This window comes from Methanofollis sp. UBA420 (assembly GCF_002498315.1).
GTDB lineage: Archaea > Halobacteriota > Methanomicrobia > Methanomicrobiales > Methanofollaceae > Methanofollis.
The window spans coordinates 624,067-647,553 of sequence record NZ_DAGX01000002.1 but is presented as its reverse complement, the minus strand read 5'-3'; the positions used below and the strand labels follow the sequence as shown (position 1 = coordinate 647,553).

Genomic DNA, 23,487 nt, shown 5'->3' with positions numbered 1-23,487 from the left:
TGCAACATATGAATTATATAATTAATAATTGTGTGATATGAACTCCATACTTAATAACTCTTTAAAAAAATTCTGTGTATGATTTCAGAGTGCTGATGCCCTGCTATTTGTTTGAGGATAAAAATCGAGGTATCCGGCAATTCCAGAACTTTTATTATGCGCTGCCGCACATCTGTTCCCGATAGCGGATGGATCCCCTGACAAAGATGAGTTTAGCCTTTTTCTTTTCATTGGTTATTTCTAATCTTCTGGTTGATTTTGTTCTTCAACCAGATCGCTGGGTTGCGGATAAAACCAAAAATAAATGGCACTCGTCTTATCTTTACATACACGGTGCCCTTGCCGGCGTCCTCGCTTTTGTACCGTCTCTTTATTTTTGTGGTTGGATTCTGGCGATAGGGGTCTTTATCATCGTCTGCCTCACCCATTTCATAATTGATGGTTTTAAGGCACATTTGAACGATACAGACGGGAATTCCGCGACATACAAGGATGTCCGTCTTTTTTTCGTAGACCAGACGCTCCATATTTTGGTGTTGATACTGATATGGTGGTGTATCTGTGGCCTCAACCCGGCACCGTCGAATCTGTATTTTGATGATGTCACGATCTACAACGTGATCGTCATCCTTCTTGGGTATCTCATTGTCCTCTGGCCGGGGGGCGTCTTTATCGGGAAACTCATGGGTTATATTGAATTAAAGGCGAACAAAGAGAAAAAAGGAATCGAGGATGACGGGTTAAAAAATGCAGGGACATATATCGGTTATCTCGAACGTTTTTTGATACTCTCCTTCATTCTCGTGGATCAGTATACGGCCATAGGATTTTTAGTGGGTGCGAAGGCAATATTCCGGTATACTGATAAAAGAGACATTAGCGAATACATTCTCACCGGGACGCTGCTAAGTTACAGCGTTGCAATACTTGTCGGGACGGGTGTTGTATATCTGTTAAACCTCGCCTGATCCCTTTTTTTATCTGCCTCTCTGTGACGTCCGACCTGGTTACTGCCGCCTCGTCTCTTCCTGATCCTCTACCTCACCATATCCGGCGTCCGACCGTGCCCGGGTCACCTCGGTGTCGTCGGCGAGATGGCGCCGCAGTCGTCGGAACAATGCCGGGTGGTCGTCCCGACAATGGTTTTGCAGTGTGGGCACTGAACAGGGACCATACTCTCGTCGGGAGTGAGGAGGCCGTCTGCCTGCTTCGGATTTTGAAAGAGATTCTGAGATGGTCTTGCATGCACCTTATTGCACGGTCACATAGGACGCGAACGACTGCGGCTCGGACACCGGGAGATCGTCTTCGATCAGTCCCCTGACATGCGTCTCGATGGCGACCTGCATCTTCTCCTCCGCCTCCTCCCGCGTCTTCCCTGTCGCCACGCACCCCGGCAGGGCAGGAGAATATGCCGAATAGTTCCCTTCCGTCTTTTCGATAACGATGAGATATCGATACATTCTCATCACCTCTTTCATCCTGCCTGTTTGAAAATACCTCCCCAAAACCTCTATACCCCTCCACCCCCACACACCCCTGATCCCATGCAGCCCACCGACATCCCTGTCACCGCGGTCATGGCAGAGGTCGTCACCACCATCGGCCCCGACACCCCCCTGCCCGAGGTCTTCGAGCGCTTCGCCGCACCGGGCTGCACCGACCTCGTCGTCGCCGGGGAGGACAACCGCTTCCTCGGGTTCATCACCGCCCTCGACCTCCTCGCCGCCGTCGGGCCGGTCGTCGGGGTGCGGAGCCGGAAAAAGACCGCGTGCCTGGAGTGCCTCCTCAGGCGCGACGCCACGGCGGCCGCCGACATCATGACGCGGAGCCACATCACCGTCCCGGCCGCGGCCACCCTCAGGGAGGCGATGGAGGCGATGGAACGCTACCGCTACCCCGTCCTCATCGTCGTCGATGGGGACGGCGTCGCCGTCGGCAGACTCGAAGTCTGCATGATCGTCGCCCACCTCAGGGTGGCCGGCCACCTGTAGGGAGCCACCGCCGGTATGCGGCCGCCATCAGGGCCGGGGTGACGACGACCGTGACGATGACCGTCACCATGAAGGCCGAGAAGAGGGGGCGCGTGATCAGGCCGCCGAGGAGGGCGACCTTCGCCACCACCAGGGTGATCTCCCCCCGCGGGCAGAGGCCGATGCCGACGATCAGGGCCTCGGCCCGGTGTGCGAGGAAAGGGAGGGCCCCGAGGTAGCCACCGAGGATCTTGCCTGCAAAGGCGACGGCGACGAGGGGCAGGACAAGGGGGGAGAGGACGATCTCCGGGCCCGCCTCGAAGAGCAGGCCGACGGACGCAAAAAAGATCGTCACGAAAAATCCGAACGCGAAATCGGCAAGGCCGTCGAAGAGTTCCCTGTCGTTCCTGATCTGGTCGCCGAGGAGCAGGCCCGCGAAGAATGCCCCGATCGCATAGTGAAGACCGGCGAGGTTGGAGAGCCAGCCCATCAGCAGGGCGACGGCGATCGCCGCCGAGTACGGCATCTCGTGCGTCCTGCTCTGCCGCGCCCTGACCAGAATGTACGGCAGGAGGCGCTTCCCGATAAAGATGCTCCCCAGGATAAAGGCCGCCCCCGCCGCCACCGTGTACACCACCGCCCCGCCGCTCCCCGAGGCGACGGCGGTGAGCACCGCAAGGAGGACGATCCCCAGGATATCGTCGATCACCGCCGCCCCCGTGATCGTCGTCCCTGACGGCGTGTCCAGGCGCCGCAGGTCGATCAGGGCCCGCACCGCGATCCCGATGGAGGTGATGGAGAGGGCGATGCCGACAAAGAGCGTCTCCACAGGAGAAAAACCGGCAAAGACCCCGAGGAGGATGCCGAGGGCGAGAGGCACGCCGACCCCCGCGAGCGCCGTCGAGACGGCCGCCTTCTCCGAGGCCGCAAAGGACTTCATGTTCATCTGGACCCCGCTGATGAAGAGCAGCGCGATGATCCCGATATCGGCAAAAAACTCGATGGCCCCGCCATACGCCACGAGGCCGAGCACCGAAGGGCCGAGCAGGACCCCGGCGCCGATCTCCCCGATCAGGGCCGGATAGCCCGTCCTCTCGACGATCTCCCCGAAGACCTTCGCCACGACAAGGACCAGGATCACCTGGAGCAGGGGGTCCATCGAGGGGTGATCCCCTCCTGGCCCACTTATTCCTGCCGCTCGTCAGGCGCCTTCCTGAGGGTGAAGCGGACCGCCGCCCCGAGGCCGGGCTCTCCGGGCACGCGGTCGTCGGCCCAGACCCTGCCGCCGTACCTCTCCACCAGGGACCGCACGATATAGAGACCGAGACCCTTCCCGCTCCGCTTGTTCGTCCCCTTCCTGAAGCGGGTGAAGATGACACCCTTCATCTCGTCCGGGATGCCGGACCCCGTGTCCTCCACCGAGACGCGGACCTCTCTTTCCTCCTCCTCGACCCTCACGAAGACCTCGCCCTGTCCGTCCATGAACTTCACCGCGTTCCCGATCAGGTTCGAGAGGACCTCGGGCAGGAGAGTGTCGGCACAGACCGTCACCTTCCTCTCTTCGTAGTGGATGGCGGCCTCGGGGTGGTGATCGATCGCCTCCCTGATCATGGCGTCCAGGTCCACCCTTTCGAGGGGGAAGTTTTTCTGGTGGATCAGCCTGATCGTTGCCACATTCTGGATGATCTCCGAACTCCTGATGATGCTCTGCCTGATCCTGTCGGCCTGGTATCTCTCTTTCTCGACAAGGTGCATGAGCAGCATCTGGGCATACCCGAGGGCGACGGTGTTTGTATTGTTGATATCATGAGACATGATGTCGAGGTAGAGGTTTGCCTCCTCGTTTGCCTCGGTGAGGGCGGCGGTGCGGCGGCCGATGATCTCTTCGAGGTTCTCGTTTGTCTTTTTCAGTGCGTCTTCGGACTCCTTCGCTCTCTGGATATTCTCTTTGAGCGATGCGACCATCGCGTTGATGCTGTCTTCGAGGCGGCAGAACTCGATACCATTCGTGTGCCTGATCCGGTGGTCGAAGTCGCCCCGCGCAATGCGGTCGATGTCCTCGACCACCTCGGAGACCGGTCTGGAGATATAACTGACAACGCCATAGGAGACAAGGACACTGCCGAGGATCGCGAGGAGGGCGATCGTCAGGTGCGAGAAAAAGAGGCCTGCCAGTTTCCTCTCCATGGGGGCGGTCGTGTAGGTGAGTTCGATCACCATGCTCATATCTGAGGCATATTCTGGATCGTAGAGGTCGACGTACAGGTAGCGGTACTCTTTCTTCTGCCCGGGGTCGGGGTAGACGTCGCTCTCTCTCCCGGCAAGTGCCTTCATGACCCGCGTCTTCTGGAGGGGGTCCGGCACATAACTCCTGTTCCCGACGACCTTCCCCATCGTGTCGAAGATCCTGATGCTTTCGAGGTCGGGGTTGAGGTTCTTGAGGGCCTCGGCGGTCTTGACATAGGAAAGCCCGAGCTTCCGGTCCTTCAACTGGTCGGGGACCAGGCCCAGTTCGAAGAGGTAGCGGTGGTCGGGCGAGGGCATGTAGGCATATTTCCTGATCGCCCCGGTCGACTGCTCCCGCACCACCCGGTCGGCAGAGAATGAGTCTCCTTTGCGGAGATCTGTGATGTATTCGTAGAAGTAGGGGACATTCTTGAAGTTGAGGCCGACTTCAGGCGCGTAGGTGCTGTACTCGATGACCCCCGTGCTGTTGATCATGTACAGGTCCATCGTCCCGCCGAGTCTCTCCTTCAGCGCGATGAGGTCCATCTGTGCAGGGTCTCTCCCCGTGCGTTCGTACTCGTCGATAAACCCTCTGAAACCCTCTATCATCTGCGTGTTCAGGGTATCGTCGTACATCTTGAGTCCCTGGTCGACGAGGGTCATCCACTGCGTGACGCTGATCTCGGTCTCTTCCTTGAGGAGCAGGTTCTTGTCGATGAGTTCGTTCTGCGCCTCGATGTACGAAATTGATGAGAGGAGAGCGATGACGAAGACGATAATGAACAGGACGCAGATCAGGAGATTTTTATGGAAGGAACTGTTTTTTCCCGGTAAAATTCCTGGTATGTTCATAGATCTCATCACGGGGTAATATTGAAAAATAGTGCCCCGATATAATATATTCCTTTTTAAATGAATCTCTTACCCGTTCATCTGTTGATATATACTCTCCTCATACCACAGATCACTATTTCTCGTTTTTATGGCGTTCTAATATCATATGCTGATAATTATGTATCTAATTCGAAAATAATTCTGTAAATGCTGCTTTTATGATTAAAAAAGAAAATTTGGGGTTTAGATCATGTCGAAGAGCATGACAATGTCGTCATAGTCGACCTTGCCGTTGTTGTTGAAGTCGAAGAGAGGCACCAGGTTGTTCTCCTCGACCCACTGCATGTTGGTGTTGAGGGCGATGACGTCGTCGTACTCGATCTCCCCGTTCCCATTGACGTCCTCGTACTTCCCGTCGTTATTCGGGTCTGTCGGCGGGTTCTCGTATCCCGGGAACGGCGTGGGTGGCGTCGCTATCGGCGTCACGTTGATCGCAGCGGTCATCATGTCGGGCATGATCGGTCCTCCTCCGTCGGCCGTCATCCTGACGACTTCGACGCTGAGGTTGGCCTGGCCCTCCATAACACCGAGGACCGTTATGTTTGCGAGACTGACATTCGTGGCCCCGGCCGTGATATTGTCCATCATGTCGCCGGCCTTTATCTCCACGGTCGTGTCAGGCAGTGCCGAGGTGTTGGTCGGCATCGCCCAGTCAGGATAGGAGACATTGACGATCTCGGCGACACCTTCGGTCCCGGAGTCCACGTTCAGGGTGTACCCGGCAAGGCCGTCAGGGGCCGTGTTGAGGATCAGGGCGTATTCGACCGTGCCGCCCACGTCGACAGATGCGTTCTGGGGCTCGAAGAAGATCTCAGGGACGATGACCGGCGGCGCTTCGCTGACATTGATGTAGTCGGGCATTTCAAGGCTGTCGCTGGCGCCGGTGTCGTCGGACACGGTCAGGTTGACGTTGAAGGTCCCGCTGGTGTTATACATATGAGCAGGGTTCTGCTCGGTCGAGAACGCACCGTCACCGAAGTCCCAGTACCAGACGGTCACGTCGCCTGTGGAGAGGTCGGTGAACTGGACGTTCAGCGGCGCTTCACCCTCTGTCACGTCGGCCGAGAAATTAGCCTCCAGCCCTGCGGGTTCGGGCGGGATCAGGACCGTGTCGATGACATGGACGATGCCGTTCGTGCACTCGATGTCTGCAGCTGTCACCATGGCGTCGTTGATCATGACGGTGCCGTTCGCCTCGTCCACGGTGACGGTGACGTTCTCACCGAGCAGCGTCTGGAGTTCGGTCATCCCGGCAATATCTGCCGCGGTGTACGTCTCTCCGGCCACATGGTAAAGGAGGACGTTTTCGAGCGCCCCGGTGTCGTTGAGCAGGCTGTCGAGCACGCCTGCCGGCAGGTTCGCAAATGCGGCGTCTGTCGGTGCGAAGACTGTGTACGTGCCTGGTTCATCGAGCGTGGCGTTCAGGCCCGTGAGGTCGAGGGCGGTAACGAGAGTCGTGAAGTTCCCGTCGGCGACCGCGGTCTCGTAGATGGTCTGGCCTGCCTCGCCGGTGACCGTCAGGTTTGCCGGTACGGTGGTGACCGTCGGCGTGCCGCCCTGCCCGTCAACGACCATGTCGGGCGTCAGCGTGACCCCGGTCGTGCCCGCGGCGTCGCCGCGCACCGTCACCGTGAAGAGGGTCTGGTTCTCAGCGGCGGCAGCCGGCGGAGTGAGGTTCTGGGCCGTTACCCAGACGCTGTCGCCGGGCACCGTTCCGCTCTCACCCATGCTTACATCTTCAGGGAAGGCGATCTCCATGATCTCGCCCACCATACCGTCGTCGAGGCTGACGGTGATGTTGTAACTGTCGATGCATGCCGTCTCGTTCATCGCTCCCGGCGGGTTGCAGACCCCCACCACGTCATAGGTCGTCGTCTCGTTCATGCCGATCTCTGCCTCTGCGGGCATGAGGCTGAGAGTAATGTCCATCTGGTTCGCTACGAATCCCGGACCGTCGTCCGGAGCCCCCTGCACCGGAAAGATGCAGGCGAGCAGTACGATGCCGATCAAAGGCATCCAATGTATTGATTTCATATGTCTTTCACTTCCTTTTCTTGAGCCAGAATACCCAGGCGAGTGTCGCCACGAGGAGCACCGGGCAGAGCGGTGCAGGCTTCGGCGTCGGTTCCCCCGCGGTCCCGGTCACCGCGACTGCGTCGGTCCCGTATGCGGTCGTCGAAACCTGTGCCGGTGTTTCCGGCGTCGCCGGTAATGCGGTCGTCGATTCCGGTGCTGGTGTCGCCGCCGATGCGATGGTCTCCGTCTGGAGCGGGGTCACGCTGCTCCCATCCGACGAAGACGAGGATGATGCACTGCCGGTTGTCCCGACCGAGATCTCTGTCCTGAGGTCTTCGACCTGGTAGTCCTCGCCTCTGTCGTTCTGCACCTGTACAGGTCTGATCATGAGGCCGGTCAGACCGTCCTTCTCACCCCTGATGGTGACGGTCCCGACGAGGGCGGTGCCTTCCCCTGTTTCAGCCTTTTTGCCGAGGTCCACCGCCTGCATCCAGGTCGTGTCGGCCGGGACTACCCCTGCCGTATGGAGGCCGGCCCACCCGGGAAAGGACAGGTCGGTGATCTCTGCAACCCCGGGTTCGGTGAGAGCAAGGGTGATGTTGTATCCCGAAATCCCTGCATCGACCCCTGTGAGGGTGATCGGGATCTCTACGGTCTTTCCAACGTCTATGGCCACGTTTTCGCCCGCATCGAGCGCGGGCCCGGCCAGAACAACGGCAACGAGGCCGGCAAGGATTATTGCTGAGATGCCTATCTGTCGTATCATTCTCTCACCATCCCGGAGAGGGCGATCACCGCATTGCCAACCCTTCCGGGGTCTGCGGTACATTTTGGTTGTATCTGCCGTTCACGAAGGACGGCCGTACCTGCAAGATCGGGAGGCGACGTCCCCGATCCCTGCGGGACCGACGGTTGCCCGCGAATAATGTGTATAAATTGCGGTTCTGGTATGCATGGATGTAATGGCTCGATGTTGCGCTTCGATGATGTTTTTCTCTGGGCTACGCGTCCGGTGATATCCATACACGGCAGATTATTATATATAATTTATCTAATTATGTGAATATGAAAAGTCGGCACTGCCGCGAGTTTTTGTCATGTGTGGTCAGGGTTGAGGAAATTTTTACGGCCGGAGAAAAAAAGAGATGTTGAAATTTTCACCCATGTGTGGGGGGTTCAGATGAACCGCGGCCTGATAGAGAGCTTCTTTGCGGTGTACATCGGGCGGAAGGGCTTGCCTGTGCACTCTTCCTTCACGGCGGCGATGAGAGCGTCGGCTGTCATCTCTTCCTTGTGCGGCTTCTTCGGCTCGGAGAGTTTCCTGACAGTCACGGTCAGCTTCCCCTCGTCCATCTCGCGGTCGCCGATGACGGCCACATAGGGTACCCACTCGGTCCCGGCCTCGCGGATCTTCTTGTTCACCGACTCGTCGCGGTCGTCGTGGTCGGCCCTGATACCGGCGGCGTTGAACTTTTCGCAGAGGTCGGCGGCATAGGCCACATGCCTCTCCGCGACCGGGATGAAGCGGACCTGCGTCGGGGAGAGCCAGGTGGGCAGGTGCGGCACAGGCTGGTAGGCGGTGTTCTCGAGCATGGCGCAGATCACGCGCTCGATCGAGCCCGTCGGGGAGCAGTGGAGGATCGGCGGGTGGACCTCGGTGCCCTCGACGTCGCGGTAGCTGATATTGAACCGGGTGGAACTCTCCACGTCGATCTGGACGGTCGGGTTCTCGATCGGTCTGCCCTGACCGTCGATGGCGGCGAGGTCGATCTTCGCGATCCAGTAGTGGACGCGGTCGGAGAGCACCTCGATGAAGAGGGGCACGCCCGACTCCTTCACGATCTTCTTGATCCAGTCCTCGTGCTGGTCGTAGAACTCCTGCGTGCACCTGAACGCCCCGACGAGCGGAGTCTCCAGGTCCGAACCGGTCTGCCAGCCCATGCGGAGCTGTTCCTCGAAGCAGGTGAGGGCGTTGTCCATGTCCCGGCAGAGGGTGTGCATGTCCGGCATCGTGAAGGCCCGGAGCCTCTTCAGCCCGATGACCTCGCCCGACTGCTCGTGCCTGAACGAGTACGTGGAGAGTTCGTACATCTTCATCGGCAGGGTGTTCGGGGAGATGTGCATGTCGCGCATGAACGAGAACATGCCGAAGCAGGCCGCGAACCGGAGCATCATGTTCCTGTTCCCGCTCTTGAAGCGGTACTGCCTCTCGCCGAACTTTGCCGCGTGCTCGGATATCGCGGGGTCGCCGAGGTCGTACATCACCGGCGTCTCGACAGGCATGCCGCCGTAGTCCAGGACGAGGCCGAGGACATAGTCCTCAAGGAGGTCGCGCACCAGCCTGCCGCGGGGCATCCAGCGGAGGTGGCCGACATCTGAGGCCGGTTCGTAGTCGACGAGCTCCTTGGAGCGCATGAGGTCGACGTGGATCGGCTCGCCGCCGGCAGCCGTCGGCTTTCCGAGTTCCTTCTTCACGAGGGAACCGAAAGCCGAGTCGTCGCAGCAGGACTCGGCGTCCAGCCGCTTGCCCTCGGGGGTGAGGACGAAGAACGTGTGGGTGACCTGCTTCTTCGCAGGCTTTGCTGCACCCTCTTCCCCTTCTCCCGGCAGGATGGTCCTGGAGAGTTCGGAGAGGGGGTGGCCCTTGCACGAGAGGGTGAAGGCCTTGTACCAGCCGAAGGGAGCGCGCTTTACGGTCAGGTCGCCCGAGGCCTTGAGGTCCTCTTCGATGGCCGTGAGCGCCTTTTTGGCGACATCCGGGGCCGCAAGGTCGGAGCTCAGGTGGGCGTACGGGTAGATGAGCACCCGGTCGGTCTGGAGCTGGCCGGCGGTCTTCCTGATCTCGGCGGCCGCCTGGGCGACGACGTCGTCGATATCTTCTTCGTCTGCCGATTCGATGGCACAGAAGGCGACGAGCGCCTCGTCAAGGGCGTCGGAGAGAACTGCCCCCTCCTCGGCGATCGACGTCTTCTTCTGCGCCTTATAATCAATGTGGTCTGAGTGAATTAAGAGAAGCCGCATGGAAAACCCCTTCTTTACGATCTATAATCTCCGTAATTGTACGTGTTCCCTCTATTTATCTTCAAACACTCTTCTCGTTCTCGTGGTACCGCGAGAGAGTTGCCTGGCGCTGGTCCATGTATTTTGCGTCCTTCTTCAGGTTATACGGGTTCTCGGCACGTTCGGTCGTGTAGAAGACAAGCTGGCCGATCGGCATCCCGGCATACATGCGCACAGGCCGCTGGTTGACATTGCACATCTCCAGGGTGATGGTGCCCCGGAAACCTGCGTCAATCCATCCGCCGGTCTGGTGGAGTTCGATTCCGAGACGGGCGATGGAACTTTTCCCTTCGATGCTGGCGACGACGTTGTCGGGGAGGGTCACGGCTTCGAGCGTCTCCGCGAGCATGAAATCGCCGGGATTCATGACGACCGACGCGGCGCGGGTCTCGCGCACATGGGAGGTGACGCTCTCTTTCTCGTAGGGATCGATGACGTCCTCGCCCGGTTCGTACCAGACAAAATGGTCCCCGAGCCTGATGTCCAGGGAGTTGGGTTGTATGAGGGCCGGGTCATAGGGGTCGATGCTGATCTGCCCCCGCCTGATGCGGTCCTCGATCTGCCAGTCAACAAGGATCATTGGGTAGGAGTACGTTGTCAGGGGAATTAAGGTGATTGCTCCTCGCCCGGGTGGTCGAGGTGCCACTCTGTCCTGCGGAGAAGGCCGTGGAAGGTCGTGACCTCGCGCGTGGTCAGCGCCGTTCTCCCGAGGACGCGGCGGAGCATCAGCAGGGTGTTGGCGCGCTTGTGGTCGGGATGTTCGATCCTGGCAAGAAAGTTTCCGAAATGCTCGATGAGGGCCTCGCGCTGGGTCTTTCCGGCAAGGCGGTAGGTGCCGCGCGGCAGGTGGGCGAGTTCGTAGCAGACGACGGCGACGGCATGGGAGAGGTTCATGATCGGGTAGATCTCGGCGGTCGGGATGGTGCAGATGAGGTCGCAGCGCGAGACCTCGTCGTTGTTCAGTCCCCAGTTCTCCCGGCCGAAGAGGATGCTCACCCGCCCGTCGACCTCCGCGACGATCGACCTGATCTCGGACGGCGTGTAGTAGGGCATCCGCATCGAGGTGCAGACCGACTTGGAGAGTTCGCCTGTCGTCGCCACGACGAGGTCGCTCTCCGCATAAACCTCGTCGAGAGTCTTTCTCTCCGCGCCTTCGAGGACGTCGAGCGCGTGGGAGGCATGGGCATGGGCCTCGTCCCCGAGGGGGCAGGGGTCGACCAGCACGAGTCTGGTGAACCCGAAGTTCTTCATGGCCCGGGCGACGGAACCGACATTCCCCTCGTACAGGGGTTCCACAAGGACGATCGCGATCTCGGGCATGGTCGTCACTGGACGGCCCTGACCGTCGCCCTCAGGGCATCGAGGCCCTTCTCATAGACGGCATTGCCGACGACGATCGTGTCGGCGTACTGCCCCATCTCCGCGGCCTTCTCCGCGGAGTCGATGCCGCCGCCGTAGTAGAGCACCGCGTTATCGACGGCTTCGGACGCCGCTTTCACGACGGCGGGGTTGCCGTAGGTCCCCGAGTACTCGATGTACACGATCGGGAAGTGGAAGTAGTGCTCGGCGGTCCTGGCATAGGCCGCGACCTCCGCAGGTGCGAGGTCGCAGACGGCCTTCGTCACCTTCCCGACCGAGGAGGCGGGGTTGAGGACGACGTAGGCCTCGGGGACGACGCGGTCCCAGGGGATGTCGGGGTTCTGGAGCGCCCACTGCTGGTGTTTGCCGACGACCCAGCGGGCGTCCGGGGTGTTGAGGACGCTCGGGACAAAGAGCATGTCGACGCCCTCGAAGACGGCCCCCGAGGGGTCGGCCGGTTCGACGACGAGGGGGATGCCGTAGTCTTCGACCTGCTTGCGGAGTTCGGCAAGGTTTTCCGGCGTCACATTGAGGGTGCCGGAGAGGAGGATGGCGTCGGTCCCGCTCGTGGCGACTCCTTCGATCGCTTCCTGGTTGAGGTGCTTGTCTGGATCGAGTTTTGTCACATGTGCCCAGTTCTTCCAGTTCTGATGCATGTCTGTCATGTGTTCACTCCTGTGGTGTGTGTCCTGTCGATAGAGATGCGCTGTACTCCCTGATCTTTGCTGTGGGGATACCGCTCTTCTGTGCGGCTTCTTCGGGATCGGCGGCGGCGAGGCTGGCCGCGTCGGTGATCCCGGCCCTGTAGAGTTTTTCGAGAGTCGCCTCGCCGATGCCCGGTATTGCCAGGAGTTCTTCCCGCCCTTTTTCCAGTTTCTTCTGGGTGATCTTTGCCGGGGTTTTCAGCCCGATGGCGCTGCAGGCCGCCTCGGCATGGCGGCAGACCGTCTCGACCCTGATCCCGCTCGCCGCGCTGATGTACGCAGGGTGGAGGGTGGCGAAGTCCTCGGGGCCCTGGAACCCTGCGCCGACATATTTTTTGATGCTCACTGCGGGGAGACCGACCTCCCGCAACCGGCGCTCACTGCAGAGGGCCCGGGCCTTTGCCAGGAGTCCGTCTGCCTCCTCCGCGGAGATCCCGACCTGGGCGATTTTTTGCGGGTTCGCCGCGGCAAGGGAGGTGATGTCGTCGATACCGGCTTCGAGCAGTTTCTTTGCGATCTTCGCATGGCTTCTCCCGCGCCTCGGCGGGATCTCGGCCCTGATGAACTTCTTCAGTTCGGAACGCCTGCGGAGGCGGTCGAGCACCTCTTTTGCCTCGGAGACGAGTATCCCGGCCATCTTCTCGTCGACATTGAGTTTCTGCGCCAGGTCCCCTGCCGGCATATGGGCGAGGTCGGGGACCGTGTAGATGTGGCGGGTGTGGAGACGTCCGATGAGGCCGTCTGTCATGTGGGGCATCATGCGCAGGGTCTCGGTGTTCGACTCGATGTGGGAGCAGAGCGGGCAGCCGATGTCCCAGGGCCTGGCGCCTTTCCTGATCAGCCTGATGTGGTTGAGTTCGTGGCGTTCGCAGACTTTGTCGAGTCTGATCGCCTTCCCCCACTGGACGCCGGGGAGGCTGATGTTGAAGGAGCATTCGGGGTATCCGGAACACCCGATGAACTGGGAGGCCCCGTGTGCCTGCCTGATCTGGAGTTTTTTCCCGCAGACCGGGCAGGGGCCGACGGTCTTCTCCTCGACGGTCCTGCTGATGATCTCGTCCCCGATCTGGTTCTCGTGCGCCTCAAGGTCTTCGAAGACGGAGTGGAGCATCTCCCGCGACTCGCCGACGACGTCGTCCTTTGTCCGTCTGTTCTCCTTGATCTGCTGCATGTGGGACTCGAGGATACGGGTCATGTCGGGCCGCGTGATCGTATCGGCGTGGCCCTCCAGAGACTCGATCACCGCCATGCCGACGAGGGTGGGGCGCAGGGGGTTGCCCTGCACGTACCGCCGGGAGACGAGTTTCTGGATCACCTCGTGGCGCGTGGACTTCGTGCCGAGGCCGAGTTCCTCCATCTTCTGGATGAGCCGGCTCTGGGTGTACCGCGGCGGCGGGGTGGTCTCCTTCTCTTCAAGGTCCTTTCCGAGAATGGGGAGGCGTTCGCCGACGGTGCAGGCCGGGATCACGTGTTCCGCGGCCTCGCTGTACGGGTAGACCCGCCGCCATCCCTCTTCCTTCAGGCGTCCGCCTGTGATGGTGTACGGTTCGCCGCCGGCGTCGAAGTTCACCTTCATGGTGTTCCAGACGGCGTCGGGCGAGAGGGTCGCAAGGAACCGCCGCACGACGAGTTCGTAGATCTTCCACCGATCGTCGCCGAGTTGCTCGCGGCTTGCGGCGCCGGTCGGGTGGATGGGCGGGTGGTCGGTGCTCGACTTCTTCCCCCGCGTCGGTTCGGGCCGCCTGTGCATCTCGACCCAGGCGACGTCCCGTGCGAAGACCGTGTTTTTCAGTGTGTCGAGCACCTCGCCGAGGTTCAGGCTTGCTGGATAGACGGTGTTGTCCGTCCTCGGGTACGAGATGAAACCGTTCATGTACAGGTCTTCGGCGATGCGCATCGCGTTCGATGCGGAAAAGCCGATCCTGCCTGCGGCGACGAGGAGGGCCGTGGTGTCGAAGGGTGTCGGCGCCCGGTCGTTCTTGACCCCTTCCCGCACCTCGGTGACGGTGAGGGGATCCTGTGTCCGCGCCTCGGCGGCGAGGGCCTCCGCGTGGTCGGTGAACCGGCCGTGGGTGTGGCGGAGTTCAAGGGAGTCGGCGCCCTTTTTCGTGTCGAGGGTGAGCATCCAGTACTTCTCGGGCACGAAGGCCTCGATCTCCCTCTCGCGGTCGACGATCATCGCAAGGGTTGGACTCTGGACGCGGCCGACCGAGAGGATGTTCTCCCCCCCGCGTTTCGCGGCGATGGAGATGAACCGCGTCAGGGACGCACCCCACATCAGGTCGATGACCTGGCGCGATTCGCCCGCGGCTGCAAGGGCGAAGTCGAGTTCTGCAAGTTCGGAGAAGGCCCGCCCGATCTCCTGCGGGGTGATTGCCGAGAACTTCGCCCGCAGGATCTGCACGCCCGTGTTCACTTCCCTGACGAGTTCGAGGGCTTCCTTGCCGATCAGTTCGCCCTCCGCATCGAAGTCGGTGGCGATGACGACGCGGTCGGCCTTCTTCGCGAGTTTCTGGAGAAGGGCGACGATCTTCTTCTCTGTCGGCTTCTTGACGATCCCGGCGTCGATGAGGCTACGCGGCGGGCGTTCCTCGCTCCGCCAGTTGGTATATCCTGCCTCGAAATCGACCTCGACGACATGGCCTTTCAGGCCGACGATGACGGTGTCGCCGAAGGCGTAGGTGTCGACGCCCCCCTCTTTCCTGGTGGTGACCTTCTGGTCTCTGGCGAGGATGGCGGCGATCCGCCGCGCCGAGATGTTCTTTTCTGCGACAATGAGATGCACGGCCTATGTTCCCCCCTCTGGGGTGATACGGGCGGCAATAAGGGGCGTGATCTCCTTCGGGTCGGCCTTGCCCCTGGTCTTTTTCATCACCTGGCCGACAAGGAAGTTGAGAGCGGCGTTCTTACCGGCGCGGACGTCCGCGACCGCCTGTTCGTTCTCCGCGATCACCTCGTCGATGACGGCGGAGAAGGCGTCGGCCTCGCCCTTTCCGAGGTTGTGGGTGCGGACATAGTCTGTCGGCATCTGTGGCGTCTCTCCTTTCATGACGGCGTCGAGGATGGCCCGCAGCACGTCGACGGCGACCCTGTCGGTGATCTCGTTCCTGCCGGCGAGGCCGATGAGGTCGGCGACGTGGTCGAGTGGCACCTTCGCCACAGGCATGTCCCGGTAGTTCAGTTCGCCGAGGAGGGTGTCCGCGGTCCAGGTGGCGGCCAGGGCCGGGTCGGCCTTCGCCGCCAGGGCTTCGTAGAACTCGGCGAGACGGAGGTCGCCGGTGAGGGTACGGGCATGGTTGAGGGAGAGGCCGTACTGGGCCATGAAGCGGTCGCGCCGTGCGTCGGGGAGTTCGGGGAGGACGACTTCCCGTGCCCAGTCCCGCACCCGCAGGGGGCAGAGGTCGGGTTCGGGGAAGTAGCGGTAGTCGGTCTCCGTCTCCTTGGACCGGGCCGAGGTGGTGATGCCGCGGGCCTCCTGGAAGTGGCGGGTCTCGCGCACGACCCTGCCGCCGCGCCTGATCATGCCCTTCTGCCGGGTGATCTCGAAGGTGAGCGCCTTCTCGACGCCCCTGTACGAGGTGATGTTCTTGATCTCGACCCGTTCGGACCCCTTGATGGAGATGTTGGCGTCCACACGGAGGGCGCCCTCGCGCTCGCCGTCGAAGACGCCGAGGTACTCGAGGGTCGCCCGCATCTTGGTGAGGAACCGGCGCGCCTCTTTCGGCGACCTGAGGTCGGGTTCGGTGACGATCTCGATGAGAGGGATGCCGCTCCTGTTGTAGTCGACGAGGGTGTAATGGGCGCGGGCGGTGCCGCCGACATGGACGAGTTTGCCCGGGTCCTCTTCCAGGTGGATCCTGGTGATCTCGATCTTCTTGTCGATGCCGTTGTCGTCCTCGATCTCGAGGTAGCCCTTCACCGCGAGGGGCCTGTCGTACATCGTGATCTGGTAGCCCTTCGGGAGGTCGGGGTAGAAGTAGTTCTTCCGTGAGAACTCTCCTTCCTCGGGGATCTCCAGGTTGAGGGCGCGAGCGACCTTCAGGCCGTACTCGACGGCCTTTTTGTTGATCATCGGCATCGCGCCGGGCAGGCCGAGGCAGATGGGGCAGACATGGGTGTTCGGGCCGTCGTTCTTGTAGTCGGTCGAGCACCCGCAGAAGAGCTTCGTCTTCGTGTTCAACTGGCAGTGGATTTCGAGCCCGATGATCACGTCTGTCGTGTCGCTCATGCCCTCACCTCCTCGTAGGCACGGGCGGCGTCGATGATCCGCTCCTCCTCGCAGTGTCTGCCGATGAGCTGCAGCCCGACGGGCAGGCCCTCCACGGTGCCGCAGGGGACCGAGATCGCCGGGACGCCGGCGAGGTTTGCCGGCACGGTGAGGATGTCGGCGAGGTACATGGAGAGGGGGTCGGTCTTCTCGCCGAGTCCGAAGGCGGTCGTCGGCATGGTCGGGCCGGCGACGACGTCCACGTCGGCGAAGAGGCGGGCGAAGTCGTCGCGGACGTTTTTGCGTGCCGCCTGGGCCTTCGCATAGTATTTCCCGTAGTACCCGGCAGAGAGGGCGAAGGTGCCGAGCATGATCCGGCGGCGCACCTCCTTGCCGAAGTGTGTCTTGCGGTGCTCCTGGTACGACTCGTGCCAGGAGGGGATGATGTCGTTTTCAGGGCCGTACCTGACGCCGTCGAACCTGGCGAGGTTCGAGGATGCTTCGCTCGTGCAGGTGACATAGTAGGCCGCGAGGGCGTACTTCATGCTCGGCATGGAGCACTCGACGATCTCGGCGCCGAGTTCGGCGAACCTGTCGATCGCCGCCCTGACGGTCTTCCCGACGGCGGGGTCGACGCCTTCGCCGAAGAACTCATGCGGCACGCCGACTCGCATCCCCTCGATCTCCGCGGAGGGGGTGTGAGTATACGGCCGGTCCAGGGAGGTGGCGTCGCGGGGGTCGTGCCCGGCGATCGCCGCAAAGAGACGGGAGACGTCATCCACAGTCCTCCCCATCGGGCCGATGCCTTCGAGGGAGTTCGCATAGGCGATGAGGCCGTACCGCGAGGTGCGGCCATAGGTCGGCTTCAGCCCCACGATGCCGCAGAAGGCGGCGGGGCAGCGGATCGACCCGCCGGTGTCGGTGCCGAGGGCCATATCGACCATGCCCGCGGCGACGGCGGCGGCGCTCCCGCCCGAGGACCCGCCGGGGACGCGGGCAGTGTCCACCGGGTTGGTGGTCGGCCCGAAGGCGCTCGACTCGGTCGTCGTGCCCATGCCGAACTCGTCCATATTGGTCTTGCCGACGATGGCGGCCCCGGCGGCCTTCAGGCGCTCGACGACATACGCGTCGTACGGCGGGACATAGCCCTTCAGGATCGCCGATCCGCAGGTGGTCTGGATGCCGGCCGTCGAGATGTTGTCCTTGACCGCCACGGGCACGCCGGCCAGGGGGCCGTCGCCGTGCTCTGCCTCGCGGCAGATGGCGATGAAGGCGTTCCAGCGGTCGTCCGCGTCAAAGGTGATCTTTCCCACTCACATCACCTTCGGGGCCTTGATATAGTCGTCTTCCGACTCTCCGGCGTTATCGAGGGCGGCGGCGACGGCGAGGGACGGCACGACCTCGTCTTCCCTGAAGATATTGATCTTTTCCGCCTCTGGTTTTTCGCTCGCCTCGACCTGGTCCAGGAGGTCGAAGTATTCCAGGATTGCATTGAACTGCCCGGTGAACTCGGCCAGTTCGTCGCTGGTTATCCCGATATCTGCAAGTATGGCAATGTGTGCCACGTCTGATTCAGAAACCATGCATGTCCCTACCCATGTCAGTTAAGTACCCTTGTACCGACTTTTTATAACCATTGTGACACGCGAGTCTCTGGATGGTCTTCCAGATCCCGCTCCCATACTGCATCGCCTTCTTCTCGGCCCGTGCGAATTCAGGCGGGATGTGCCTCTCTGCGACCTTCCGCAGCGGCGCCTTCCGCACCCCGTCCCCCACTTTCTCACCCGGGGGGATGGCGCGGGCCGCCGCCACGACGCGCAGGTCGAGGTACGGCGGGGAGAACGCGGTACCATAATGAGCGGCCACCGCCCCGTCCCGTGCGACCTGCCGCGGGAGGTCGGCGACGTCCCTCTCAAGGGCGTCGGCGAGATCGTCGGTTTCGAGGTAGCGTGCGTAGCCGCCGAAGAGTTCGTCGGCGCCCTGGCCGGTGAGCACCCGGTGAATGCCCTGCTCCTCTGCCCAGCGTGCGACGAAGACCTCGGTCGCCGCGATGGATGCGTCCACAGGGTTCGGGTTGCCGAGGAGCGCGACGACCTCCTGGAGCGCCCCTTCCACCTCTCTTTCTGTGACGGAGACGGCGTCGCAGGGGATCCCGAGTTTTTCCGCAAGGGCGAGGGCCCGCCTCCGGTCGTGCGAGCCTTCGAGTCCGACGACGACCGCGGGGAGGCGGGCGAGAGCGGCGACGAGGGCGGAGTCCACCCCACCGGAGAGGGCGACTGCGGCGCCGTCGACGGCCCGGAGGCCGACGGCGGTGACGATCGCCTCTTCGAGGTCGCCGGCAGGGTAGTCCGGCCCGACTCTCCCGACGACCTCGCCGTCGCGGGTGACCGTCCCTGCCGGGCAGGGGCCGGACATGATGCCGAAGCGGTCCCGCGCCTGCCACTCGCCGTACCTGAGATAGAACTCCCCGCCGAAAAGAGAGACGTCGCGGGGTTTCTCCGTCAGGACGGTCAGCACCTCGTCCCCGGAGAGGCGCCGTCCGCCCTGTTCGATCCAGCCCTTCAGGAGGAGTTCAGCCACGCCGCCCCTCCTGCACTGTCTGGTGTGTGTGCAGGTAACCCATGATCAGGTACAGGGTTTAGGGCTGCATGATATAGATAGGCATGATCGCGGACTGCCTTCCCTCACCCTGCCTGATGCCTTGCCGTGCCGTCCAGAATCATCCCGTAGTGGCGGCGCAGCACCGCCCTGATCTTCTCCGACTGGAGCCAGCCCTGGTCGAGGCCGTTCACCAGGGCGTCGATCTCCCTGACCTCTGTGGCGATCCTGTCCCCGACCGTCTCGTCGTACAGGCATGCCAGGCCCAGGATCACCTGCAGGGGATTTCTGATATGGTCGTTGAGGATGGCGAACTGCTCCATGTTCTTCTCGATCTGCCTGAATGCCTCGGCTTCCTTCTTTTGCTGTTCTATCCTCTCGGTGATGTTCCGGGCGACGGCAAGGACCACCGGCTTTCCGGCCAGTTCAAAGAGGTTGCACCGCATCTCGACCGGCACGGTGAACCCGTCCCTTCTCACCAGGGCGGACTCGAAGGCGGTTTCACCGTGGAAGAGGAGTCTTTCCATACTCCGGGCACGGGAGGCCCGTGTCTTCGGGTCTTCGATCTCGCCGGGCGACATGAGCAGGAGTTCTTCTCTGGGGTACTGCAGGTAGGTGCAGGCGGCCGGGTTCACCTCGATCAGTCGTCCCAGATGGTTGTCGTGCGTGATTTCTATGAGAAAAATGGCATCTTTGACATTGTTGAAGAGTTCGCGGTACTTCTCCTCGCTCTCGGTCAGCGCGTTCTCGGCCTGTTTCTGTGCGGTCCTGTCGATGAATGTGCCGAGGACCGCCGGCATCCCGTGATAGAGCGTTCTTGTCCCGAAGTGTTCGAGGAAGAGCAGGCGACCGTCTTTCCCGAGTCCCCTGAAATCGTCCCGTGCCATGGCCGTCGCCCTGGAGAGAAGACTCTGCATGGTCTTCTGGAAGCGGGGCAGGTCGGCCGGGAGAATGATGTCTGCATGGCCCATCTGTCCGACGACCTCCTCCTCTGTGTAGCCAAAAATTTTGCCGAATCCAGGGTTGACGTATCTGATGGTGCCGTCCTGTACAAGGTAGATCCCCGAGGAGGAGTACATGACCGGGAGGCGGTAGAGGTCCTCGAAACGTTGTCTCTCGATGGCAGCGCCGATGATCCGCGCCACGGTCTTGAGGGCGTCGATCTCCGCCCCCGACCACTTCCTCTCCTCGCGGCAGTCTTCAAGGCCGAGGCATCCCCACCACTCCCCCTCGACCAGGAGAGGGACCTCGGCGAGGGAGAGGATCTGTCCTGAAAAAAGATACTGCCGCGCTTTTTCCGGGAATTCTCCTGCTCTTGCGGCGACAGGGCGTCCTGCGGCAAGGTCGGCATACCACTGCGGCGTCCCGTCCGCGGAGAAGATGCCGGCATGGTGGGGAAGCTGTTTCCCGAGGGGCATGATCCCTGCCGCGGTCCATTCCCGGCACGGGGGACAGGGCCCGTCTCTTGCAGTCCCGCTATTCTCGAAGAGGTGGACCCTGCCCGCCCTGGTCGCCTCTCCCAGCCGCCGGAGGATCTCAGGAACCTCGTCGCTCCACCCGGTCTTTTTCAGCAGTCTGTCTGCGGCAAAACCCACGGCATCGAGGATTGCGTCCCGCCTGAGCACCGCATCTTCGGCACGTCTCTGTTCGGTGATGTCCTCGGCCGTGCAGACCGCGTAGATGACATTGCCGCAATCGTCAAGGACGGGTTTTTTTGTGATGGCAAGCAACCGCTCCTCCCCGCAGGCGTTCCTGACCCACTCCTCTGTACGGATCGTTTTTTTGCCCTGGAAGACCTTCTCGTTCCCCTGGATACAGATCGCCGCCTCTTCTTCGGGGAGGATGTCCCTGATCGCCCTTCTTTCCAGGCCCTCTTTTTTCAGCCCGAGGTACTCGGCCCTGGCGGTGTTGACCGCCCCGTACGTTACGGGGTCAGGGAGAAACCATGCCTGCACCGGCATGGCATCGAGGAGCAGCAGATATTCGGCTTCGGGGGACGGCGAGGATATATCTCCTCGTCCGGGGGCGTTCAGAATACTTTCTCCGGAAGCATGGCTTCCACATGATGGTCTCTGGAATTTTTGATGCGGTATGATAAACCCCCCTTGTTTTCTGGCCTGCGATCAACAATGCAAATCGTCTCTGTACATGTCTGAAGACTCTCCTATTAAGGGGCAGGACGAGGGGATTTTCAGGAAAAGGGGATGGCCGGACATTTCAATAATCATATTAATTGGTTCCGGTTTTGTCTGGCCGGGGCATCGTATTTTTTCTTCTTATGTCTCTGTCGTAACCTGCCGCTCCAGGCCTGTTCCCTGATCTCATCTCGCCGGCAGGGAGCGCAGATGGCGCAGGATCAGGAAAGGCTAACTCCTTTCTGTTCTATTCTGTACAGATGTTTCTCAGTGCAAAGACGCGGGATGCGGTGACGAGGACGATGTACGCCTACGCCTCCGCGTACGGACGAAAGGATGCGGACGGCGTTGCGGCGCTGCTGGCGCCCGAGGTGATCGGGATCGGTTCGGAGAAGGGGGAGTGGGTGGAGGGGCGCGACGGGTACGTCTCTGCCATCGCCCGCGAATTTGCAGCTTTCGACGACATCTCGCTCGAATACGGCGACCTCAGGATCGCGGCGGACGGGATCATCGCCTGGGTGGCGACGCCCTTCGAGATGACGGTCACGGCCGGGGGGAGGGTGCGGCACCTGAACGGCCGCCTGACCGCGGTGCTGATGAACACCTGGGACGGCTGGCGCTTTGTCCAGACGCACTTCTCCGTGCCCGAGGGCGGGGAGGAGTGAGTGAGTGAGTGGCGGCCCCGGAATGGGGGCGCCGGTTCTTTTTTCAGAGCACCATGCCTGCCCCTACAGGTCACGCATGGTTCGAGAAAACCCCTCAGGGTTTTCGAGAAGGCGGCAGGGTTGCCGTGCGGATACCATGAAAACCCCCAGGGTGGTTTTCAAAGAACCGCTTGAAACTTCGTTTCATGAGCGATTCACCTGAAGGCTGTTCTCTTTCTATTCGGGTGCCGTTGGCGGTGCACTCTCTTGCGCGCCGCATTCGAGATCCCGGTCCCTTATCCGGCCCTCATGGAACTCTTGGAGTACAGATTAACCCCATATGTGTTCCGCCAGCCCGAATCTGCCCTCATGGTTTGTATGTGCTCGCGATTAGTAAATTCAGAATATACTATATTACTTTTAATAATCCGCATTTTTGATATGTCGTCTCATCGCCATCTATAAGGCTGTCATCACATCCCGTGAAAAAAAGAACGGGACGATATGGAGTATTATGACTGAAGATCATATGTGCAACAGTAGGGCCAGGATAGCAATTTTGTGCCTGATTGCGGGGTGCATTCTCCTCCCCGCTGCCGCTTCTGCGGTGACCGATCACCCCCACACCTGGAATGTTTCCGTGGTGACGGGGGCGGACAACCTCACGCGTCTTCTGGATATCCCTGAGATCGGTGACGGCGACACGATCCGCATCTGGGGCGTGGAAGGCTACACCTACGAGGGCGGGATCACCATCAACGCGCCCAACGTGACGGTCGAACGCTGGGAAGGGTCGCCCGCCCAACCCCGCATCTCCGGCACTGCCCCGGCGTTCACCGTCCGCGCGGACAACGCCACCTTCCGCGGCCTCAACATCTCCGGGAACACGTTGAGCTATGTTGGGGGCGCCGGCATCGACGCCTACGGGATTCAGGGTCTCACCATCTCCGAATGCACTTTTGCCGGGAACACGGGAGGCTCTGGCCTCGGCGGTGCACTCCATGCCCAGCGCGTCGACCACATCCTGGTCGAGAGGACGGTGTTCACCGGCAACACGGCAGACTCTGGCGGCGGTGCGTATTTCGACAGTTCTAACTATGTCGCCCTGACGGACACGACCTTTGTGAACAACATGGCAAAGATAAACAACGGCGGCGGTGCGTATTTCGTCGATTCCACCGATGCCGACCTGACGGGTACGACCTTCACGAACAACACGGCAGTTTATGGTGGCGGCGGTGCGTTCTTCTTCAATTCCGCCGGTGCCGTTCTGACGGGCGCGACCTTCACGAACAACACGGCAACAAACGACGGCGGCGGTGCGTGGTTCGGCAGTTCCACCGATGCCGCCCTGACGGACACCACCTTCACAAACAACACGGCAACGAACTGCGGCGGCGGTGCATACTTCGAGGCTTCCGCCGATGCCAGACTGACGGGCACGGCCTTTGTGAACAACACGGCAGCAGATTACGGCGGCGGTGCGTACTTCGACTCTATTTGTTCCAGAGCCAGACTGACGGGCACGACCTTTGCGAACAACACGGCAACGAACGGCGGCGGTGCGTATTTCTCCTGGCCCCTCGGTGCCACCCCGACGGACACCACCCTGACTGACACCACCTTCATGAACAACAATGCAACACAGGACGGCGGCGGTGCGTACTTCGC

General features: G+C 61.2%; 19 protein-coding genes. 4 read left to right on the top strand and 15 right to left on the bottom strand.

The genetic code is table 11. The annotated features are described in order from the left end of the window. Window positions 1-188: 188 nt before the first annotated feature. A complete protein-coding gene (locus tag BP869_RS03190) occupies window positions 189-968 on the top strand; it encodes a DUF3307 domain-containing protein (RefSeq protein ID WP_342676822.1) in 780 nt (259 codons plus the stop codon). A 282-nt stretch (window positions 969-1,250) separates the two neighbouring features. On the opposite strand, the gene BP869_RS03185 is transcribed toward BP869_RS03190, so the two are convergent. Continuing rightward, window positions 1,251-1,463, bottom strand: coding sequence for a type II toxin-antitoxin system HicB family antitoxin (locus BP869_RS03185; protein ID WP_342676820.1), 213 nt, complete (start codon window positions 1,461-1,463; stop codon window positions 1,251-1,253). A gap of 84 nt (window positions 1,464-1,547) precedes the next feature. Between BP869_RS03185 and BP869_RS03180 the strand changes: the two genes are divergently transcribed. Beyond that, complete coding sequence (locus tag BP869_RS03180; RefSeq protein WP_342676818.1) at window positions 1,548-1,994, top strand: CBS domain-containing protein; 447 nt, start codon at window positions 1,548-1,550, stop codon at window positions 1,992-1,994. Here the strand turns inward: BP869_RS03180 and BP869_RS03175 are convergent. From BP869_RS03175 to BP869_RS03110, 14 genes are all read right to left on the bottom strand, one after another. Continuing rightward, window positions 1,972-3,132, bottom strand: coding sequence for a cation:proton antiporter (locus BP869_RS03175; RefSeq protein ID WP_342676816.1), 1,161 nt, complete (start codon window positions 3,130-3,132; stop codon window positions 1,972-1,974). The genes BP869_RS03180 and BP869_RS03175 overlap by 23 nt on opposite strands. A gap of 26 nt (window positions 3,133-3,158) precedes the next feature. Beyond that, entirely contained in the window at window positions 3,159-5,051 is a 1,893-nt protein-coding gene (locus BP869_RS03170) for a HAMP domain-containing sensor histidine kinase (protein ID WP_342676814.1), read from the bottom strand. A gap of 225 nt (window positions 5,052-5,276) precedes the next feature. Continuing rightward, a complete protein-coding gene (locus tag BP869_RS03165; RefSeq protein ID WP_342676812.1) occupies window positions 5,277-7,127 on the bottom strand; it encodes a fasciclin domain-containing protein in 1,851 nt (616 codons plus the stop codon). Window positions 7,128-7,134: 7 nt separating this feature from the next. Further along, on the bottom strand, window positions 7,135-7,875 hold the full coding sequence (locus tag BP869_RS03160) for a hypothetical protein (protein ID WP_342676810.1): 741 nt from the start codon (window positions 7,873-7,875) through the stop codon (window positions 7,135-7,137). A 410-nt stretch (window positions 7,876-8,285) separates the two neighbouring features. After that, window positions 8,286-10,130, bottom strand: coding sequence for a threonine--tRNA ligase (locus tag BP869_RS03155; RefSeq protein ID WP_342676808.1), 1,845 nt, complete (start codon window positions 10,128-10,130; stop codon window positions 8,286-8,288). A 61-nt stretch (window positions 10,131-10,191) separates the two neighbouring features. Then, complete coding sequence (gene dcd, locus BP869_RS03150) at window positions 10,192-10,749, bottom strand: dCTP deaminase (RefSeq protein WP_342676806.1); 558 nt, start codon at window positions 10,747-10,749, stop codon at window positions 10,192-10,194. A 26-nt stretch (window positions 10,750-10,775) separates the two neighbouring features. Continuing rightward, window positions 10,776-11,489 carry an RNA methyltransferase gene (locus BP869_RS03145; RefSeq protein WP_342676804.1) on the bottom strand — a complete coding sequence of 238 codons (714 nt, stop codon included), beginning with the start codon at window positions 11,487-11,489 and terminating at the stop codon, window positions 10,776-10,778. A 5-nt stretch (window positions 11,490-11,494) separates the two neighbouring features. Then, complete coding sequence (locus tag BP869_RS03140; protein WP_342677396.1) at window positions 11,495-12,184, bottom strand: phosphoglycerol geranylgeranyltransferase; 690 nt, start codon at window positions 12,182-12,184, stop codon at window positions 11,495-11,497. Between the two features lie 13 nt (window positions 12,185-12,197). Next, the gene (locus BP869_RS03135; RefSeq protein WP_342676802.1) at window positions 12,198-15,017 is read right to left on the bottom strand and encodes a DNA topoisomerase I; all 2,820 of its coding nucleotides are present in this window, start codon (window positions 15,015-15,017) and stop codon (window positions 12,198-12,200) included. Window positions 15,018-15,020: 3 nt separating this feature from the next. Next, the gene (gatB, locus tag BP869_RS03130; RefSeq protein ID WP_342676800.1) at window positions 15,021-16,460 is read right to left on the bottom strand and encodes an Asp-tRNA(Asn)/Glu-tRNA(Gln) amidotransferase subunit GatB; all 1,440 of its coding nucleotides are present in this window, start codon (window positions 16,458-16,460) and stop codon (window positions 15,021-15,023) included. Then, window positions 16,457-17,752, bottom strand: coding sequence for an Asp-tRNA(Asn)/Glu-tRNA(Gln) amidotransferase subunit GatA (gene gatA, locus BP869_RS03125; protein ID WP_342676798.1), 1,296 nt, complete (start codon window positions 17,750-17,752; stop codon window positions 16,457-16,459). The genes gatB and gatA overlap by 4 nt, the downstream gene beginning before the upstream one ends. Further along, window positions 17,753-18,022 (bottom strand): Asp-tRNA(Asn)/Glu-tRNA(Gln) amidotransferase subunit GatC, encoded by a 270-nt coding sequence (gene gatC, locus BP869_RS03120; RefSeq protein ID WP_342676796.1) that lies wholly within the window; start codon window positions 18,020-18,022, stop codon window positions 17,753-17,755. It abuts the gene before it with no gap. After that, window positions 18,012-19,019 carry an asparagine synthase C-terminal domain-containing protein gene (locus BP869_RS03115; protein ID WP_342676794.1) on the bottom strand — a complete coding sequence of 336 codons (1,008 nt, stop codon included), beginning with the start codon at window positions 19,017-19,019 and terminating at the stop codon, window positions 18,012-18,014. Before BP869_RS03115 ends, gatC begins: the two co-directional genes overlap by 11 nt. Window positions 19,020-19,123: 104 nt before the next feature. Next, entirely contained in the window at window positions 19,124-20,998 is a 1,875-nt protein-coding gene (locus BP869_RS03110; protein WP_342676792.1) for a PAS domain S-box protein, read from the bottom strand. A 434-nt stretch (window positions 20,999-21,432) separates the two neighbouring features. On the opposite strand from BP869_RS03110, the gene BP869_RS03105 reads away from it, so the two are divergent. Continuing rightward, window positions 21,433-21,837: a nuclear transport factor 2 family protein gene (locus tag BP869_RS03105; protein ID WP_342676790.1), complete on the top strand. Its 405-nt coding sequence runs from the start codon at window positions 21,433-21,435 to the stop codon at window positions 21,835-21,837. A 619-nt stretch (window positions 21,838-22,456) separates the two neighbouring features. Then, window positions 22,457-23,487 (top strand): right-handed parallel beta-helix repeat-containing protein (locus BP869_RS03100; protein ID WP_342676788.1); only part of this gene is annotated, 1,031 nt, incomplete at its 3' end.

Coding starts and splice junctions, on each gene's coding strand:
- BP869_RS03190 (WP_342676822.1), top strand. CDS start 189: ATGGATCCCCTGACAAAGATGAGTTTAGCCTTTTTCTTTTCATTGGTT.
- BP869_RS03145 (WP_342676804.1), bottom strand. CDS start 11,489: ATGCCCGAGATCGCGATCGTCCTTGTGGAACCCCTGTACGAGGGGAAT.
- BP869_RS03105 (WP_342676790.1), top strand. CDS start 21,433: ATGTTTCTCAGTGCAAAGACGCGGGATGCGGTGACGAGGACGATGTAC.
- BP869_RS03140 (WP_342677396.1), bottom strand. CDS start 12,184: ATGCATCAGAACTGGAAGAACTGGGCACATGTGACAAAACTCGATCCA.
- BP869_RS03165 (WP_342676812.1), bottom strand. CDS start 7,127: ATGAAATCAATACATTGGATGCCTTTGATCGGCATCGTACTGCTCGCC.
- BP869_RS03110 (WP_342676792.1), bottom strand. CDS start 20,998: ATGCCGGTGCAGGCATGGTTTCTCCCTGACCCCGTAACGTACGGGGCG.
- BP869_RS03185 (WP_342676820.1), bottom strand. CDS start 1,463: ATGTATCGATATCTCATCGTTATCGAAAAGACGGAAGGGAACTATTCG.
- gatB (WP_342676800.1), bottom strand. CDS start 16,460: ATGAGCGACACGACAGACGTGATCATCGGGCTCGAAATCCACTGCCAG.
- BP869_RS03175 (WP_342676816.1), bottom strand. CDS start 3,132: ATGGACCCCCTGCTCCAGGTGATCCTGGTCCTTGTCGTGGCGAAGGTC.
- BP869_RS03155 (WP_342676808.1), bottom strand. CDS start 10,130: ATGCGGCTTCTCTTAATTCACTCAGACCACATTGATTATAAGGCGCAG.
- BP869_RS03160 (WP_342676810.1), bottom strand. CDS start 7,875: ATGATACGACAGATAGGCATCTCAGCAATAATCCTTGCCGGCCTCGTT.
- dcd (WP_342676806.1), bottom strand. CDS start 10,749: ATGATCCTTGTTGACTGGCAGATCGAGGACCGCATCAGGCGGGGGCAG.
- BP869_RS03170 (WP_342676814.1), bottom strand. CDS start 5,051: ATGAACATACCAGGAATTTTACCGGGAAAAAACAGTTCCTTCCATAAA.
- gatC (WP_342676796.1), bottom strand. CDS start 18,022: ATGGTTTCTGAATCAGACGTGGCACACATTGCCATACTTGCAGATATC.
- BP869_RS03180 (WP_342676818.1), top strand. CDS start 1,548: ATGCAGCCCACCGACATCCCTGTCACCGCGGTCATGGCAGAGGTCGTC.